The organism is Youngiibacter multivorans (assembly GCF_017873395.1).
In the GTDB taxonomy this organism is placed as follows: domain Bacteria; phylum Bacillota; class Clostridia; order Clostridiales; family Clostridiaceae; genus Youngiibacter; species Youngiibacter multivorans.
Genome location: NZ_JAGGKC010000001.1, coordinates 1 through 18,853, shown reverse-complemented (window position 1 = coordinate 18,853; position 18,853 = coordinate 1). Strand labels below are relative to the sequence as shown.

The 18,853-nt window shown below is 40.2% G+C and carries 18 protein-coding genes and 1 rRNA gene; 8 read left to right on the top strand and 11 right to left on the bottom strand.

The window, feature by feature from the left end; translation table 11 throughout:
• Positions 1–5: 5 nt before the first annotated feature.
• From J2Z34_RS00095 to rpmH, 11 genes are all read right to left on the bottom strand, one after another.
• Entirely contained in the window at positions 6–533 is a 528-nt protein-coding gene (locus tag J2Z34_RS00095) for a DUF4446 family protein (protein WP_209457810.1), read from the bottom strand.
• 3 nt (positions 534–536) lie between these two features.
• Positions 537–1,382 carry a ParB/RepB/Spo0J family partition protein gene (locus J2Z34_RS00090; protein WP_209457809.1) on the bottom strand — a complete coding sequence of 282 codons (846 nt, stop codon included), beginning with the start codon at positions 1,380–1,382 and terminating at the stop codon, positions 537–539.
• Positions 1,383–1,395: 13 nt separating this feature from the next.
• Positions 1,396–2,157, bottom strand: coding sequence for a ParA family protein (locus J2Z34_RS00085; protein WP_209457808.1), 762 nt, complete (start codon positions 2,155–2,157; stop codon positions 1,396–1,398).
• A gap of 261 nt (positions 2,158–2,418) precedes the next feature.
• Entirely contained in the window at positions 2,419–3,135 is a 717-nt protein-coding gene (gene rsmG / locus J2Z34_RS00080) for a 16S rRNA (guanine(527)-N(7))-methyltransferase RsmG (RefSeq protein WP_209457807.1), read from the bottom strand.
• Position 3,136: 1 nt separating this feature from the next.
• Entirely contained in the window at positions 3,137–5,020 is a 1,884-nt protein-coding gene (gene mnmG / locus J2Z34_RS00075) for a tRNA uridine-5-carboxymethylaminomethyl(34) synthesis enzyme MnmG (RefSeq protein ID WP_209458076.1), read from the bottom strand.
• Between the two features lie 9 nt (positions 5,021–5,029).
• The gene (mnmE, locus tag J2Z34_RS00070; RefSeq protein ID WP_209457806.1) at positions 5,030–6,400 is read right to left on the bottom strand and encodes a tRNA uridine-5-carboxymethylaminomethyl(34) synthesis GTPase MnmE; all 1,371 of its coding nucleotides are present in this window, start codon (positions 6,398–6,400) and stop codon (positions 5,030–5,032) included.
• A 103-nt stretch (positions 6,401–6,503) separates the two neighbouring features.
• Positions 6,504–7,121, bottom strand: a complete 618-nt coding sequence (gene jag / locus J2Z34_RS00065; RefSeq protein WP_209457805.1) for an RNA-binding cell elongation regulator Jag/EloR — start codon at positions 7,119–7,121, stop codon at positions 6,504–6,506.
• A gap of 24 nt (positions 7,122–7,145) precedes the next feature.
• Complete coding sequence (locus J2Z34_RS00060) at positions 7,146–7,817, bottom strand: YidC/Oxa1 family membrane protein insertase (RefSeq protein ID WP_209457804.1); 672 nt, start codon at positions 7,815–7,817, stop codon at positions 7,146–7,148.
• A 29-nt stretch (positions 7,818–7,846) separates the two neighbouring features.
• Complete coding sequence (gene yidD, locus J2Z34_RS00055; protein WP_209457803.1) at positions 7,847–8,059, bottom strand: membrane protein insertion efficiency factor YidD; 213 nt, start codon at positions 8,057–8,059, stop codon at positions 7,847–7,849.
• On the bottom strand, positions 8,040–8,408 hold the full coding sequence (gene rnpA / locus J2Z34_RS00050) for a ribonuclease P protein component (RefSeq protein WP_209457802.1): 369 nt from the start codon (positions 8,406–8,408) through the stop codon (positions 8,040–8,042). Before rnpA ends, yidD begins: the two co-directional genes overlap by 20 nt.
• A 55-nt stretch (positions 8,409–8,463) precedes the next feature.
• A complete protein-coding gene (gene rpmH / locus J2Z34_RS00045) occupies positions 8,464–8,598 on the bottom strand; it encodes a 50S ribosomal protein L34 (protein WP_209457801.1) in 135 nt (44 codons plus the stop codon).
• A 560-nt stretch (positions 8,599–9,158) separates the two neighbouring features.
• Here rpmH and dnaA point away from each other — a divergent pair.
• The 8 genes from dnaA to J2Z34_RS00005 all read left to right on the top strand — a co-directional run.
• Positions 9,159–10,508, top strand: a complete 1,350-nt coding sequence (gene dnaA, locus J2Z34_RS00040; protein ID WP_209457800.1) for a chromosomal replication initiator protein DnaA — start codon at positions 9,159–9,161, stop codon at positions 10,506–10,508.
• A 302-nt stretch (positions 10,509–10,810) separates the two neighbouring features.
• Positions 10,811–11,911 (top strand): DNA polymerase III subunit beta, encoded by a 1,101-nt coding sequence (dnaN, locus tag J2Z34_RS00035; protein ID WP_209457799.1) that lies wholly within the window; start codon positions 10,811–10,813, stop codon positions 11,909–11,911.
• A 4-nt stretch (positions 11,912–11,915) separates the two neighbouring features.
• On the top strand, positions 11,916–12,131 hold the full coding sequence (locus J2Z34_RS00030) for an RNA-binding S4 domain-containing protein (RefSeq protein WP_209457798.1): 216 nt from the start codon (positions 11,916–11,918) through the stop codon (positions 12,129–12,131).
• 69 nt (positions 12,132–12,200) lie between these two features.
• The gene (gene recF / locus J2Z34_RS00025; protein WP_209457797.1) at positions 12,201–13,295 is read left to right on the top strand and encodes a DNA replication/repair protein RecF; all 1,095 of its coding nucleotides are present in this window, start codon (positions 12,201–12,203) and stop codon (positions 13,293–13,295) included.
• Between the two features lie 2 nt (positions 13,296–13,297).
• On the top strand, positions 13,298–13,558 hold the full coding sequence (remB, locus tag J2Z34_RS00020) for an extracellular matrix regulator RemB (RefSeq protein ID WP_023386788.1): 261 nt from the start codon (positions 13,298–13,300) through the stop codon (positions 13,556–13,558).
• 16 nt (positions 13,559–13,574) lie between these two features.
• Positions 13,575–15,497 carry a DNA topoisomerase (ATP-hydrolyzing) subunit B gene (gene gyrB / locus J2Z34_RS00015; protein ID WP_245250441.1) on the top strand — a complete coding sequence of 641 codons (1,923 nt, stop codon included), beginning with the start codon at positions 13,575–13,577 and terminating at the stop codon, positions 15,495–15,497.
• Between the two features lie 58 nt (positions 15,498–15,555).
• The gene (gene gyrA, locus J2Z34_RS00010) at positions 15,556–18,066 is read left to right on the top strand and encodes a DNA gyrase subunit A (protein WP_245250455.1); all 2,511 of its coding nucleotides are present in this window, start codon (positions 15,556–15,558) and stop codon (positions 18,064–18,066) included.
• Positions 18,067–18,775: 709 nt separating this feature from the next.
• A 16S ribosomal RNA gene (locus tag J2Z34_RS00005) occupies positions 18,776–18,853 on the top strand; the annotation flags it as partial.

The following is an 18,853-nucleotide window of genomic DNA, read 5'->3' as shown; positions in this document are numbered from 1 at the left end:
CAGCATCATTTGCCGTTCCTGCTCTTTTTCTCGAGGCCCATGGCCTTATTCATAGCATACATCTCTTCATCAGAGAGAGCATACTTTGATTCTCCTTTTTCTATTGGCTTTGCGTATGATGTGCTGATATTACGTCCAAAAAGGCTTGTTATTACAACTCCATCATTATGGTCATCAAGTAAGGCAACAGAATAGCTGAGATCGCTTCCAACATCTTCAAACGCCTTGAACCTCACTACTCCAACCTTCTGTACGCAATTCCTTATCTGGCTGTTCAATAGCTTTAAATTGTCCACGCACATTTCTGAATTCTGTTTAGCAGTATCTACCTTTTCCTGATAAGAACCGATCATTTCTTCAAGTGATACTGCACTGGTCCCCTTCATGAGTCTATTTAATTTCCGCTGAAGCTTATTTGTTCTTACAAGGAGTATTAGGAAGACCACTGTATAAATCAGAAACAAAGAAGCAAGCACAATTGAAATTGTAGATATATTATTATATATTAGTTCATATATGTAATTGATATCCATTATTTAATCCTCTACCTTCAGAAATTCCAGTATTCTTTCAAGTTCGTCCGAACTGTAATACTCTATTTCGATTTTTCCTTTGTTCTTTGCTTTTGACTTAAATCTTACTTTTGTACCAAGTGCTTCTCCTAGCCTTTTTTCAAGGTCAGACAAATATGGGTCCAGAGCTTTTTTATGTCTCTCTATCTTCTCTGTATGGAAACCTGCTACAAGTTGTTCAGTTTCTCTTACACTCAGACTAAAATCAATTACCTTCTGGCTAGCATGATACTGGTCATCGCAGTTCTCAAGTCCAAGCAAGGCACGACCATGGCCCTCAGACAATATTCCTTCAATTAGAAATTCCTGTACTCTCGCATCAAGATTCAGGAGCCTAATCGTATTTGCAATAGCTGTCCTTGACTTCCCCAGCTTTTTAGAGAGATCTTCCTGAGTAAGGTTAAAGTCATCAAGCAGCCTCTTGAAAGCACTGGCTTCTTCCATAGGATTCAGGTCCTGTCTTTGAATGTTTTCTATAAGGGATATTTCAAGTACATCCTTCTCTGAAAGGTCCATCATTATGACAGGTATTTCTTTGAGTCCCGCTTTTCGAGCTGCCCGCCAGCGTCTTTCGCCAGCTATGATACTATAGTCTTCGCCCTCTTTTTTTACTATTATAGGCTGGATCATTCCATGTTCTTTTATTGACTCTGAAAGCATGAATATCTTTTCTTCATCAAAATATTTTCTGGGTTGTTCCTTATTGGGCTTGATCCTATTTATGTCAATGCTATCGACTGCTCCTGATGCGTCTTCAGACTCAGGCAACAGCGCATTCAATCCTTTTCCTAATCCGAATTTTTTTGCCACCAAATTCACTCCTTTATTGCTTCCTTAGAAATTCATCTGCCAGATCAGAATACGACTCTGCTCCTTTGCATTTATCGTCATACGCAAATATTGGCATACCGAAGCTTGGTGCCTCAGCCAATCTGATATTTCGAGGTATTGTGTTTTCATAAACCAGCTCTCCAAAATAACTCTTCAATTCTTCAGCTACCTGAAGTTGAAGATTTCTTCTTGAGTCGAACATTGTCAAAACAACACCTTCAATCTCCAAATCCTTGTTTAAGCCTTTTTTCACTAGGTTAATTGTCTTAATCAGCTGACTTATCCCTTCAAGAGCATAATATTCACATTGCATTGGGATTATAACTGAATTGGCAGCTGTTAGAGCGTTAATAGTAAGTAACCCAAGTGATGGAGGGCAATCTATGAAAACATAGTCATATCTTTCAACGATTCCTTCCAACCTGTTCTTTAGTATTTTTTCCCTGTCAGGCAGCATAGCAAGTTCAAGATCTGCTCCTGCCAGTTCAATGTTAGATGGAATAATTTTAATATTGCCTGTGCTTTCAACCGGCTGGATCACAAGATCAAGCTCAGCATCCGTAAGAAGGAGGTCATAGGTTGAATACTCAAGCTTTTCCTTGTCAATTCCAAATCCACTGGTTGTATTCCCCTGTGGATCCATATCAATCACCAAGACCTTATTATCCTTCAAGGCGACATATGAAGCTATATTGATATTGGTTGTTGTCTTACCGACCCCACCCTTTTGATTAAATACACATACTACTTTCATGTTATCCCCCGAATTCTTATTCTCATACTATTCTATTATAACCTTCAGTGATTGCATTTAACAGTCGAATTGTAAATTGTTTCACGTGAAACATTAGGTGGAGTAGATTGATTATTAATGTTTCACGTGAAACATTAAGCAAAGTGTAGTTTCAGTATTGTTTCACGTGAAACAATACTGTCTACTCTTGTTATACCAGCAATAAATAGCGTAATGATTAAAAGTAGAAGACGCGATGTTTCACGTGAAACATCGCGTCTTCTACTTTATTGGATTTTTAGATACAAGCCCTGCTTGTCTGGGGTACTTTAATGGTGTTTTGGCTATTTTTTCTACAACAACAATATTATGATTTAAGTCGGTGTCCTTTATTGCAACGTTAATTACCTTTAAAAGCTTCCCGCCCATCTCAGTAATGGCTTTCTTGGCTTCGCTAAGTTCAGTTTCCACTCCAGGACCCTTTAATGCTATGAAATAACCTCCCGTCTTTACAAAAGGCAAGCAGAGCTCTGAAAGAACTGCCATGTTAGCCACAGCCCTTGAAACAGCTAAATCATATTTTTCTCGGTGTTCCGGCATCCTTGCTCCGTCCTCAGCCCTTGCATGGACAAAATCGACATTCTCAAGCTTTAATTCCTTGCAAACCTCTTTGAGATAATCAATTCTCTTATTAAGTGAATCGAGTAAAGTCAGTTCAAAATCATCATTTATGATTTTCATTGGAATTCCAGGGAAACCGGCACCAGTCCCAACATCAATTATTTTCCGAGCCTTCTTTATTGGTGAGAACTCAAATATTTTAAGTGAATCTATGAAATGCTTCTTTATTATTCCATCCATATCTGTAATTGCAGTCAGATTGATCCGTGAATTCCAGTCTATCAGCATTTCAGAGTATCTGATGAACTTACCATATGCAATTTCATCAAACTCAATACCCATTTCATTTACACATGATTTCATATACTCAAAGTACATACTATTCCTCCCTGGTTTTCTTGATCGTCTCTAGATAAATTGCTATTACTGAAATATCAGCAGGATTAACTCCAGAAATTCTAGATGCCTGACCTAGGTTATAAGGCTTGATATTATTCAGTTTCTGCTGTGCCTCGATTCGCAAGCCCTTGATATCCTTGTAATCCTTTATCGCATCTAACCTTTTCTTCTCATATTTCTCAAATTGTGCAACCTGTTCTAGCTGCTTAACAATATAACCCTCATATTTGCTGATTGTACTGACTTCTTCCATTACGTCAATTGGCAAATCAGGTCTGTTAGCATCAAGAACAGAAATCTTAAAGTAATCAAGTTCCGGTCTTTTTATAAGCTCATAGAGACTTGTAGGTTTTTTCAATTCAACGGTACCTAGCTCATTAAGGATTCTATTTGTTTCAATGGTACCTGTAATTTGTACTGCTTTTAGCCTTTGAATTTCATTTTCTATATTCATTTTTCTAATCTCATATATATGGTATCTATTATCTGTAACCAGACCTACCTTTCTTCCCAACTCGGTAAGTCTCAAATCAGCATTATCCTGTCTGAGCAGCAGCCTGTATTCAGATCTGGACGTCATCATCCTATATGGTTCATTTGTACCCTTAGTTACCAGGTCATCAATCAGTACGCCTATATATGCTTGTGATCTGTCAATTATGAGTGGCTCCTTACCAGTGACTTTCAATGCCGCATTAATGCCAGCTACCAATCCTTGAGCTGCAGCTTCTTCATAGCCAGATGTTCCATTTATCTGGCCGGCACCATATAGTCCTCCTATTTCTTTGAACTCAAGAGTAGGGGACAGCTGTAGCGGATCTATGACATCATACTCGATAGCGTAGCCGCATCTTACTATTTCCGCATTTTTCAAAGCCGGTATTGTATGAAGCATTTCCAGTTGAACCTCTTCGGGTAATGAAGACGACATGCCCTGTACATATATTTCTTGTGTATAGAGTCCTTCTGGTTCCAGGAACAACTGATGTCTTTCCCTGTCAGGAAACCTGAATATCTTATCCTCAATGGAAGGACAATACCTGGCCCCGACACCCTCGATGGATCCATTGAACATTGGAGACCTGTGCTTATTCATTGATATCACCTTATGAGTTTCTTCATTGGTATATACTAGAAAGCAGCTCTCCTGGTCTCTTTCGATATTCTCAGTCAGAAAGGAGAACGGTATGATCCTTTGGTCTCCCTTTTGCTCTTCGGTTAAAGAGAAATCAACACTTCTTCTATGTATTCGAACTGGTGTTCCTGTTTTAAATCTCATTATCCTGACTCCAAGGTCTTTTAGGCTGTCAGTTAATGTTTTTGAAGACGAAAGTCCATTAGGACCGGATTCATATGAGGTTTCACCTATTATTATCCTGCTCTTCAAATATGTTCCTGTACACAATATTACAGACTTAGCCCTGTAGCTGGCATCATTTTTTGTCATTACACCAGCTATAGAGCTGCCATCGCTTATAAGTGATGTTACTTCTATCTGCTTTACGGTGAGGTTAGGTTCACTCTCGACAATCTTCCTCATTTCCAGCTGATACTTCATTTTATCAGCCTGCGCCCTCAAAGAGTGAACAGCAGGACCTTTGGACAAATTAAGCATCCTTGATTGAATCAATGTCTTATCGATGTTAATACCCATCTCACCACCTAAAGCGTCGATTTCTCTTACAAGATGACCCTTTGATGTTCCGCCAATGTTAGGATTGCAAGGCATAAATGCCAGACTGTCGATGTTCATAGTACACATTAAAGTCCTGCAGCCAAGCCTGGCAGACGCCAGGGCAGCTTCACAACCTGCATGTCCGGCCCCGACTACAATGACGTCGTATATTCCTGCTTCATACATAATTGATACTCCTTATTTTCCTACACAGAAATCCGAGAAAATCTTATCTATAAGGTCTTCCTGCAGTGTATCTCCAGTAATTTCACCTAGGTAACTCCATGCTGTGCTCAAATCTATTGATACGACATCCAGCTGCATATTTCCCTTCAAGGCTGCAAGTGCATCCTTTAGACTCTCATTTGCTCTCATGAGCGCTTCCTTATGCCTGTCATTTGAAACAGAATACTCGCCAGCCTTTACGGTCCCATCAAAGAACATATCCTTGATCCTCTTCTTAAGCTCGCTGATTCCGAATCCATTAGTTGCCGATACTTGTATAGCATCCTGAAGAATAGGGTGGTCGTAATCCAACCGGTCTTCAAGATCAGTCTTATTCAATAGCACAATATATCTGTTATTTTCCAATCGAGTAATTATTTCCAGGTCTTCATTGTCGATTGGTCTTGACCTGTCGAGCATAAACAGGACAAGGTCAGCTTCTACCAATTTTTGCTTTGATATGTCAACACCGATCCTCTCGACGATATCCTGAGTGTCTCTGATTCCAGCTGTATCAACAAGTATTATCGGTATTCCGTCAAGATTCAGATATTCTTCTATCACATCACGCGTCGTACCTGGGACGTCTGTTACGATTGCTCTGTTTTCCATAAGCAATGTGTTCAACAGGGATGATTTCCCTACATTAGGCTTCCCTGCAATTACAGTTCTAAGCCCATCCCTGATAATTTTTCCTTCTCCAGAGGTCTTGAGCAGTGATTCGATTTTTTCGACTATCTCTAAAGCGTTGTCCTTCACCTTTTCTGCAGTGGCCGATTCAAGGTCATCCTCAGGAAAATCAACCGTTACCTCTATGAAAGCCAGCATATTCAGCAACTTCTCCCTGATTGTTGAAATTTCCCTTGAAAGGCGGCCTTGGGACTGTGCCATAGCTGTTCTCATGGATTGATCCGTCTTTGCATTGATAATATCAATAACGGCTTCAGCCTGAGCCAAATCAATACGCCCGTTAAGAAATGCTCTTTTTGTAAATTCTCCAGGAGCTGCGGGTCTAGCACCCATTACCATAACCTGTTCCAGTATACGCCTTGTTGAAGCATACCCTCCATGGCAGGTTATTTCCACAACATCTTCAGCGGTATAGCTCTTAGGCGCCATAAAGTAGCTTACTACAACCTCATCGATTACGTCGCCGCTATCATGTTCCAATATATGTCCATAATGCATGGTCCATGGCCTGCTGTTGAGAAATATGCCTCCTGTCTTCATTTTGAAGATCTCTGAGACAATTGTCTTTGCATCGGTTCCAGATATTTTAATCAAGGCTACGCCGCTTTCACCTGGTGGTGTAGCTATGGCTGCAATTGTATCAAAGTCTCTCATGGCATCTCCTTACTCTTCCTGGTTTAATCTGTTAATCCTTATTATAAGCGAATAATTGGTAGTTACATCACAAAAAAAAGCCTGAGTTCACTCAGGCTCGCTTCTACTTATCCAGTTCAACTACAACTCTTCTATATGGCTCATCGCCAACGCTGTATGTCTTAATACTATCAACACCCTGAAGAGCTGAGTGGATGATTCTTCTTTCATATGGATTCATCGGTTCCAGTTTCATGGACCTTCCGTATTTCTTTACCTTATACGCTGTCTTATCTGCAAGTCTTTTAAGTGTGTCTTCACGCTTCTGTCTATATCCTTCAGTATCGAGCACTACTCTCTTGTATCCGCTGATCTTGTTTACAACAAGACTGGTAAGATATTGAAGTGAATCAAGTGTCTCACCTCTATATCCGATGATGAGACCCATTTTGGGTCCGGAGAGGTTTATTCTGAGTACGTCATCCTCTTCCTTGACCTTGATTTCTGCAACGATTCCCATTGAATCCAGTACACCACTCAAAAATCTTGTAGCTTCCTCTGGCGCATTCTTCTTTACAGTAACACGTATCAGAGCTGGCTTAGTTCCAATGATTCCAAGTAAACCCTTGCTGCCTTCCTCAATTACTTCATATTCAACCCGATCCTTTTCGACCTTGAGTTCCTTGAGTGCGTTCGAGAGAGCATCATCAACTGTTTTTCCTGAAAACTCTAATGCTTTCATATCAATACCACCTTATCTGGATATTTATTCCTTCTCTACATAATTCAGAATAAGTGTCTGTATTATCCTGAATACATTTCCAGTTACCCAGTATAGTCCTAGTGCTGCCGTTGATGTATACGTAAAGAATCCAAATAGAAGAGACATGCTATAGCTCATCATATTCGTCTGCTTTGTCATCGCATCATCTTTGACTGCCTTGTTCTTACTCTGGCTGAGCCAGGTTGAAAGAATCATAGTGACAACTGCAAGCACTGAAAGGATTATATTTCCCTTAGATCCTAAATCCGGTATTAGCGGACCGAACTTCATGCCAGTTATGGAACCTTCTTCAGCAAGCTTTCTGAATACGCTGAACATGGCTATGAAGATAGGGTAGGTAATAAGAAGAGGCAGGCAGCCTCCAAACATGCTAACGTTATTGTCCTTGTAAAGCTTCATGGTCATTTCCTGGAGCTTCTGAGGATCATTCTTGTACTTCTCCTGAAGCTTTTTAACTTCAGGCTGTATAGCCTGGGTCTTCTTCATTGATTTTATCTGCTTATAGTTCAATGGGAACATAAGGAAGTTTATGAGTACTGTGAATACTATTATGGTCAATCCCCATTGATTTCCAGGATCAGTTACGAACTGGTCCAGAAAGGATTTGATAATGTGAAAGGCGCTGATGAATAATTGGTTTAATGGCTCTAACAACTTATTACCTCCATGGCTTTCACCAATAGTTATTTTACAGGATCATAGGGATCTCCCTTGTGATATGGGTGACACTTTAGAATTCGCCTTACTGCCAGATACGTACCCTTGATTGATCCATATTTTTCAATGGCTTCAATAGCATACTGAGAACAAGTCGGGTAAAACCTGCAGCTTGGTTGCTTCATAGGTGATATATATTTTCTATAGAACCTGATAATATTAATCAGTATCGTTTTCAATTTTTGTCAGTCCCGCCTTCTTAAAAAGACCGAGCATTGCCTTCTCTATATCCTTATAGCTTTTACCGCTACTGGATGTTCTGGCCACAAAAACAAAATCGTGGCCTTCGGTGAAGTTCGGTTTGTTTAGCCTGTAAGCTTCGCTAATCAGTCTTTTGACCCTGCTCCTGACTACACTTTTTCCAACTTTCTTGCTGACCGATATGCCTACCCTGTTGAATTTTACACCATCAGTAATGTTCCTTCTATTTTTAATGTAGTAAAGAACAAGTAGGTAATTCGATAAGGACTTGCCTCTCCTGTAGACATTCCGGAATTCAGTATTCTTTCTTATCTTTTCATGTTTCATGGAGACAATTTTCCTTTCAGCTCAATTTGCAGAAAAAGGCCACGTGATGCGGCCCTTAAGCTGTTAGTCTTTTTCTTCCTTTGAGTCTTCTTCTCTTGAGCACGTTCCTACCATTCTTGGTAGCCATTCTCTTCATGAAACCATGCTCTCTCTTTCTCTGCTTAACCTTTGGCTGGTATGTCATAAACATATTAGACACCCCCTTCGTTGTTTAATAGGTGCTGATATCCTAAAAACTTTACACTATCCAATACGGACATCATAATCAGGATTTACTCTCCTATTATACTCATGGACCATATCAGTGTCAAGGAACTTGGAAACATGATGCTGCATTATATTTAGCCCACCTTATTTGTGGATAACTTATTGTACACCCCTTTTTTTATATGCTATTATTATGTGGAGTTGTTGATAACTTTACTAAAACGGTGAGTTTATCCACAACTGTTGATAAACCTGTGCATAAGCTGTTACTTCCACTTTGGATAAATATGGACCAGAAAGTTTTTCCTTAGTGCACCAATGATTAAATGAAATGAACAATGTTGGCTGTTTTATCTGGTTTTTTATCAAATCAGCCCGTTTTTGTTCAATATCTACAATATTAACATCATGTTGATTAGACTTGTCAACATGATGATTTTATTCTTCTTTTGCTGTTTATAACCTGTATACAACCTGTTAAGGTTAAAAACGTGCTAAAAAATCTTTCATTATTTATATAAACATTTTAGGAGGATACTTCATATGGATGCCCGACTCAAAGAAAACTGGGATAATATACTCAAAGTGCTGAAAGTGGAGATCATGTCTGAGGTCAGCTACAACACATGGATAGCTGGACTGGTTCCAATCGGTACAAGGGGTGGAGTATTCTACATCGATGTCCCTAATGAACTAACCCTGGACATACTCAGACAACGATACAAGGTTCTAATCAAGGAAGCTGTCAAGCATGTTCTTGATGAAGATATTGAGGTTGATTATGTGATCGGAGGCCTTCCTGATTTAGCCCCTTCAGCTGAAACCAAATCAGCTGCACCGGTTCCTGAGGTTCAGAAGAGTAATACCGGAACACTCAATACAAAGTATACATTTGATTCGTTTGTCATCGGAAACTCTAATCGGTTTGCTCATGCTGCTTCTGTTGCAGTAGCTGAATCTCCGGCAAACGCATATAATCCGCTATTCCTTTATGGCGGTGTAGGACTGGGAAAAACTCATCTGATGCATGCTATAGGGCATCATATACTTACACAAAATCCAAGGGCTAATGTGGTATATGTATCATCTGAGAAATTTACAAACGAACTTATAAATTCAATAAGATACGACAAGAACGCTGAGTTCAGGAACAAATACAGGAATGTTGATGTTCTTCTAGTGGATGACATTCAGTTCATTGCCGGCAAGGAAAGCACCCAGGAAGAATTCTTCCATACATTCAACGAGCTTTATGAAGCAAGGAAACAAATAATAATCTCTAGCGACAGACCGCCAAATGAGATACCCACTCTTGAAGACAGGCTTCGAACAAGGTTTGCATGGGGACTTCAGGCAGATATACAGGCTCCTGATTTTGAGACCAGGATTGCGATCCTTAAAAAGAAAGCTGAAACCGAAAATTATGTGGTATCAAGTGAAGTAATGGTTTATATTGCTACAAAAATCAAATCCAACATCAGAGAGCTTGAAGGCGCCCTAATAAGGGTAATGGCATACTCTTCCCTTACTAACAATAAGAATATTACTGTAGATTTGGCTGCAGAGGCTCTCAAGGACATCATTTCGTCCACTCAGTCCAAGAGCATAACAATAGACCTGATCCAGGATGTTGTATCCAACTATTATAATATGTCCATTCAGGAACTGAAGTCTCAGCGAAGGACCAGGAATGTTGCCTTTCCAAGGCAGATAGCAATGTATCTGTCAAGAAAGCTGACTGACATGTCTCTTCCAAAGATTGGAGAAGAGTTCGGAGGCAGGGATCATACTACCGTTATCCATGCTTACGAAAAGATATCGGAGGCCCTGAAGACTGACGACGCACTCGCAGGTGCAATAAAACTGATAACAAAGAAACTGAGCAGCCAATAATTAACAAATTGTTGATTTAAATTATCAGAAGCTGTGGATAAGATAGAACTCCGTTTTTGGGTTCTAACACTGTGGATAAGTAGGTGTCAAATGATGTCCTTTATCCACATGTTGAAAACTATGATTTTCACTCAGAATTATAAGGTTTGGAACTTATCCACACTATACCGCAGCCTACTACTACTACAACTAAAATTAATATATTATTATCTATATATAGGCAAATAGCGGATTCCATTCTGTTGATCGATTCATCCACTGCGAAACAATGTTACATTCAATGAATTCAGGAGGTTTTGTTCATGCATTTCAGATGTGAGAAGAAGGATTTGGTCGAAGGCATATCTACTGTTCAAAAAGCTATTCAGGGGAAGTCGACCATGCAGGTCCTTGAAGGTATATATATTGAGACAACAAGCGAAGGACTTATATTGAGGGGTACTGATATAGATCTGAGCATAGAGACTAAAGTACCTGCGATTGTAGTTGAGGATGGAACCATAGTTATTGATTCCAAGCTTTTCGGTGAGATAGTAAGGAAGCTTCCCAATAGTGAGGTTGATGTTGTTACAACTGAAAACAACACTATTACTGTTACATGTGAAAATTCTATTTTTAATCTTCTTTTTCTGAATGCTGATGATTTTCCAGATCTTCCAGAAATTGGAAGGGAAAGTGGAGTCGAAATAAAGGAATCTTTACTTAAGAATCTTATCTCAGGTACCAATTTTGCTGTAGCACAGGATGAGGCAAGGCCGATACTTATGGGAGTGTTGTTTGAAGTTAAGAACAGTGTACTCAACATGGTAGCTCTTGATGGATACAGATTGGCGCTCAGAACAGAAAATCTTGATTCTGTCGATGATTTTTCTGTAGTTATACCTGGAAAGACACTAAATGAAGTCAATAAGATATTGTCTGACTCAACTGAGAATGTGAACATATCCTTCAACGACAACCACATCATGTTCAAAATAAAGGACACTAAGATAGTCTCACGACTCTTGTCTGGAGACTTCATTAAGTATGAATCAATCCTGCCAACTGATTACAGACTCAGCTTTACTACAAGCAAAGCTGTACTTCATGATTCCATCGAGAGGGCATCACTCATGTCAAAGGATGGAACGAGCAATCTGATCAAGATGAATATAGATGGTGGCCGGATGGTTATTACATCCAACTCACAGTTTGGAAAGGTCAGGGAAGAGCTTTCCATAACATCAAAAGGAGAGCCTATCGAGATTGCGTTCAATTCCAGATATCTCATTGATGTGCTCAAAGTAATAGAAGAAGATGAGATACTGTTTGAGATGACATCGAGCGTCAGCCCTTGCATCATAAAGAACAGGATCAAGGACAACTGCAAGTATCTTGTGCTGCCTGTTAGAATTGCGAGGTAAAGAATTGGATATAGTTATTAGAACAGAATTCATAAAGCTGGACTCATTCTTGAAATGGTGCGGGGCGGTAGGACTTGGATCTGAAGCAAAGGCATACATACTTGACGGCTTGGTAAAGATAAACGGAGAGGTCATACTGCAGAGGGGCAAGAAAGTATATCCCGGGGATGTTGTTGAATTCAACGGAGAGACATACCGTGCTGTAAAGGAAGCTGAATAAGTCCGTACCATATACCACATGCAAAGTTAACTTTGTATGTGGTATAATATATTGTGGGTGTTTTTTACGATGAGAATTAACGGACTGACTCTTCAGAATTTCAGGAACTATAAAGAGCTGAATATGGATCTCGGTAACGGAGTCAATGTTTTCCAGGGTGAAAATGCCCAAGGCAAGACAAACGTTCTTGAGGCTATGTACTTCTGCGCATTTGGCAGATCTCACAGGACTTCAAAAGATAAAGAACTTGTCAGATGGGGAGAAGATAGTGCAAGAATTAAACTTCACATCGAAAGGGAACGACTGGACAAGGATATCGACATATTCATCCTCAATGACGGCAAGAAATCAATTGGAGTAAACAAAATCAGAATCAAAAAAATGGGAGACCTTATAGGTGTCCTGAATATTGTCATGTTCTCTCCTGAAGACCTTAAGATCGTCAAAGAATCTCCATCGCTGAGAAGAAAATTCCTTGATATGGAAATAAGTCAGCTTGACAGGAAATACTACAATGCACTCGTTTCGTATAATAAAGTCCTTAACGAAAGAAATTCGCTGATGAAAAACAAGAGAATGGACAGAAATATGATCGATGTTTATGACCATCAGCTTGTTGATAGTGGCCTCTATATCATGAAACAGAGGATGAACTATATCAGGATGCTGAATTCAAAGGGCAAGGACATACATCACGAGATCACATCTGGTCGTGAGAATGTAGAATTCATTTATGTCCCATCTGTTCCTTATTCTGAATCGATGAAAGATGATTTTCTGATGAATCTTTCCAAGAACAGAGAAAAAGATATGGAGAAAGGAAATACTTCAGTCGGTACACACAGGGATGATTTTATAATCAATATCAATGGTGTGGATGTTAGAAGCTACGGTTCACAAGGACAGCAGAGGACTGCGGTTCTAACCATGAAGTTTGCCTCCCTTGGAATAATCAAGGATATCAAGGGCGAATATCCTGTTCTGCTGCTGGATGATGTACTTTCGGAGCTTGATCTTTCTAGAAAGAAGTTCATATTGAAATCCATAGAAAACATACAGACTGTGATAACCTGCACAGGAGTCGAGAATATCGAGGATTATCTGACAGGGGATTACAGGCTGTTTAATGTCACGGACGGTTCACTGACATGGAAGGAGGATTGAAATTGTTTCTGCACCTTGGAGAAAATATAGTAGTACCTCTTAAGTCTGTTATAGGAATATTCGATCTGGAAACCACGATGTACAGTCCGGATACAAGTCAGTTTCTAAGACTGGCTGAGGAAGATGGGTTTGTCGAAAGAATCAACAATGAGAAACCAAAATCTTTCATAATAACTGAGATGGATAAGAAATCAAAGATTTACCTGTCGCCGATTTCATCCAGGACTCTTACCAAAAGAACTGAACTGAATTTTGAAGACTAAGGAAGGAGGAAAAGCAATGACAGACATCGAGAAAATCGAAAATAGCGAATTATATGACGAGAGTAAGATCCAGGTACTTGAAGGTCTTGAAGCTGTAAGAAAAAGGCCGGGAATGTATATCGGAACCACTTCTTCCAGGGGTCTTCACCACCTTGTATATGAAATCGTGGACAATAGCATAGATGAAGCACTTGCAGGTTTCTGTGACCACATAGAGGTTTATATCCATAAGGATAACTCAATTACCGTTGAAGACAATGGAAGAGGAATGCCTGTTGGTATAAACAAGAAGCTAAACAAATCATCTGTGGAAGTAATAATGACAGTGCTGCATGCAGGAGGTAAATTCGGAGGTGGAGGATACAAGGTTTCAGGAGGACTTCATGGTGTAGGAGCCTCAGTTGTAAATGCACTATCAGAAGTTTGCATAGTCTATGTAAAGAGAGATGGCAAACTCTACAAGCAGGAATTCAGAAGAGGTATCCCATTCGGTATACTTGAGGTAATTGGTGAAAGTACAGGAACTGGCACCAGAACATATTTCAAGCCTGACGATGAAATATTCGAGGAGCTTGAATTTGACTTCGAGATACTTTCAGACAGGTTGCGTGAACTCGCATTCCTCAACAAGGGGATCAGGATTACTCTTTATGATGAACGTGATGAAAAGACGGAATCATACTTCTATGAAGGTGGAATTAAGAGCTTCGTAGAGTACCTAAACAGGAACAAGGAAGTTCTTCATAAGGAACCTATATACATGGAGGAAGAGAAAGACGGATACGCAGTAGAAGTCTCACTTCAGTATAATGACAGCTACAACGAAAACATATTCACATATGCCAACAACATTGATACTACAGAGGGTGGAACACATCTCGACGGTTTCAAGAGGGCAATGACAAGGGTCATAAATGATTATGGCAAAAGATTCGGGCATATCAAGGAAAATGATAAGAACCTGTCCGGAGAAGACATAAGGGAAGGTCTTACTGCAGTAATATCAGTGAAGCTTGAGAACCCTCAATTTGAGGGCCAGACCAAGACAAAGCTTGGAAACAGTGAAGTAAGAAGCATTGTGGACAATGTAGTAGGAAGATGCGTTCAGACAATACTTGAAGAAAATCCTCAGATTGGAAAGATTGTCATAGATAAGGCCCTTATGGCTGCAAGAGCCAGGGAAGCGGCAAGAAAAGCAAGGGAGCTGACCAGAAAGAGCGTTCTTGAAAGAGGATCACTTCCTGGCAAGCTTGCAGATTGCGCTTCGAAAGATCCTCTTGAGTGCGAGATTTACATCGTAGAGGGAGACTCTGCGGGTGGATCAGCAAAGCAGGGCAGGAACAGACAGTTCCAGGCTATTCTTCCTATCAGAGGAAAGATCATGAACGTCGAGAAACAGAGATTGGACAAGATACTTGGGTCCGATACCATAAGGTCTATGGTTACTGCTTTTGGCGGAGGAATAGGCAAGGATTTTGACAAGGAAAAACTAAGGTATTCAAGAATAATAATAATGACAGATGCTGACGTTGACGGTGCCCACATAAGGACACTTCTTCTGACTTTCTTCTACAGGTACATGAAAGACCTTATTGATCACGGACATGTATATATTGCACAGCCACCGCTGTATCAGGTTACTAAGGGTAAATTCGTCGAGTACACATATTCAGACAAGGAACTTGAAACAGTACTTGAAAAAATAGGCGGCAAGGACAGCTCTGTAAATATACAGAGATACAAGGGTCTTGGAGAAATGAATGCAGAGCAGCTTTGGGATACTACAATGGATCCTGAACACAGGATACTGCTTAGGGCTACTGTCGAGGACGCAAAGGCTGCTGATGAGATATTCACAATTCTCATGGGAGACAAGGTTGAACCTAGAAGAGAATTCATAGAGAGAAATTCTAAAAAAGTTGTAAATCTGGACATTTAGGGAGGTGTAGCAATTGTACAACGAAGGAAAAGTCATTTCAATTGACATAAAAAAAGAAATGAAGACCAGCTACATCGACTATGCAATGAGTGTTATTGTAGGACGAGCATTACCTGATGTAAGGGATGGATTGAAGCCTGTTCACAGAAGGATATTATATTCGATGCAGCAGCTGGGACTTTCGCCTGAAAAGGGATTTAGAAAGTGCGCCAGGATTGTCGGAGACGTTCTGGGTAAATACCATCCGCATGGCGACAGCTCGGTTTATGATGCGCTTGTCAGACTTGCACAAGATTTTTCGATAAGATATCTGCTGGTAGATGGTCATGGAAACTTCGGTTCTGTCGATGGGGACTCAGCTGCGGCAATGAGGTACACAGAGGCAAAGCTCGCTAAGATAGCTGTAGAAATGCTGCGTGACATTGGCAAGGATACAGTCGACTTTGTAGATAACTTCGATGGTGAGGAAAGAGAGCCTTCTGTTCTTCCATCGAGATATCCAAATCTTCTGGTAAACGGATCATCAGGAATTGCGGTAGGAATGGCAACCAATATTCCTCCTCACAATCTGAGAGAGGTAATAGATGGCGTAATACTGCTTATTGATAATCCTGATGCTACGGTGCTTGATCTTATGGCCTTTATAAAGGGTCCTGATTTCCCGACTTCCGGAACCATCATGGGAGTATCAGGCATCAGGGAAGCTTACGAGACAGGAAGAGGCAAGCTTATTGTAAGAGCCAAGAGTGACATCGAGGAAGAGAATGGCAGACAGAAGATAATAATCACTGAACTTCCATATATGGTAAACAAGGCAAGGCTCATAGAGAATATTGCAGACCATGTCAAGGAAAAGAAGCTCACTGGTATTTCTGACCTTAGGGATGAATCTGACAGAGACGGAATGAGAATAGTAATTGAGCTTAAAAAGGATGCAAATGCGCATGTAACACTCAATTACCTTTACAAGCATACTAAGGTCCAGGATACATTTGGAATTATAATGCTTTCGCTTGTCGATAACGAGCCGAAGGTATTGAACCTGAGGGAGATGCTTGTTCATTATCTGAACTTCCAGAAACAGGTAGTTACCAGAAGGACCATATTTGAACTGGCCAAGGCTGAAGAGAGGGCGCATATACTTGAAGGATTGCTCATAGCCCTTGATAATATCGATGAGGTAGTCAAGATACTTAGAGGCTCTAAGACAACCGATATAGCCAAGAATGAGCTTATGACCAGGTTCGGACTCTCTGACAAGCAGGCTGTAGCGATACTGGACATGAGGCTGAGAAGACTTACCGGACTTGAAAGAGATAAGATCGTAGAAGAGTTTGATGAGCTTATGGTCCAGATAGCTAGGTTTAAAGAAATACTAGGAAGTGAGACCATACTCCTTAACGTAATCAGGGATGAACTTATTGAGATCAAGGAAAAATACGGTGATGAAAGAAGAACAAGGATAGAGAAGAAGGATGATGAGATCAATTACGAAGACCTCATATCAGAAGAGGATGTAGTAATAACCCTCACACAATCCGGATATATAAAGAGAATTCAGGCTACCACATACTCTTCACAAAAGAGGGGCGGTAGGGGAATTCAGGCAATGTCAACTAAGGAAGATGACATTGTATCCAAGGTGTTCGTGACGTCCACTCATAAGAATCTCCTTTTCTTCACAAGCAAAGGCAAGGTATATAAGCTTAAGGCTTATGAAATACCTGATGCAGGCAGAGTATCCAAGGGTACTAACCTTGTAAATATAATACCATTGGATCAGGATGAGAAGATTCAGGCAGTGATTTCAATAGCTGATATGGATCAGGATGGATTCCTGGTGTTCTGCACTGCCAATGGAATAGTCAAGAAAACAGGTCTGGAGGACTATTCAAACATAAGGAAGAATGGTCTGATAGCCATAAACCTAAGGGAAGGCGACGAGCTGCTTAATGTTAAGTTCACAAGGGGAGACGCTGACCTTATATTAGTAACGCAAGATGGCTACTCCATCAAGTTCAATGAGAACGAGATAAGGACCATGGGAAGAACCGCGTCTGGAGTCAAGGGAATAGACCTTAGATCCGGAGATATATGCGTATCATTTGATATTGCAGTAGAAGGTGAAGACCTCCTGGTAGTATCTGAAAGCGGACTTGGCAAAAGGACCCCTATAAGCGAATACCACCTGCAGAGAAGAGGCGGTAAAGGCCTGATAACCTACAAGGTATCGACCAAGACTGGCCCTGTTGTAGGCGCAAGATCCTGCAGCCAGGAAGATGAGCTGATGCTCATAAATTCCGATGGTGTTGCAATAAGGATCAGCATAGCTGAGATCTCGGAGACTTCAAGGAATACCATGGGAGTAAAGCTGATGAAGACATCTGACACTACCAAGGTTGTTTCTATGGCAAAGATAATTGCATCAAGAGACGAAGAGGGACCTGAGGTAGAAGAGATAGACAGCGATGAAACAATAAGCAAGGGTATCCATAATGACAATGATGAAATTGAATTAGAATTGGATGTCTACGATGAAGATGACTCGAACGAAGAGTCTGAAGAATAACTGAAGCTACAATTGGATCGTATTTATACGATCCCTTTTTTTATCTCTTTATATATTGTAGAAAAGGAAAAAACTCAATTGAAAAGCATAAGCAAGCCTTTAGAAAACCTAAAAGCTGGCAAAATGAGTAGCAAATCAAAGAGCTTATTCGCTTAGATGTTCAATTCGTGAAGCTTCCAGTATAACTTATATAATGAAATCTCCTGATTAATAATCACAAATTCAAGCCTTACAGCCAAATGCATATCAACAATTCAATGATTTGACAACGGAATAACAGTAAAACCAGCTTAAACAGCGGGTTTTGAAAGATCTGGAATCCAAGCGTAAATATCAAGAAAACAGATGATAATTTTATTTTTTACAAAAACATCCGTGATTACAACGGTTTCAGGATATGGATTTGGATTTTTGAAATCATGTTTGTTAATAAACAATACCGTGTGTATCAATAATAGTAAAATGGAGATTTAGTGAGATATTTAGAGCATTTAGCATCTAATCAACATCAATCGCGTTTAGTTCAAATAGGGACGTTGATTAAGGTGGTAAGATAGTCAATGTCGCTTCTGACATGAAGCAACAAGCTCTTTGAAAATTAAACAGAAATAGGTAATAAGACCAGAGTAAATTTTTTTGAGTCACCTCCATATTGGTTGGAGGAAGACGTCTCGAGTAGGAAACGAAAGAGACAGCCAAGGCAAACTTTTAATTTGAGAGTTTGATCCTGGCTCAGGACGAACGCTGGCGGCGTGCCTAACACATGCAAGTCGAGCGGGGAGAAGAA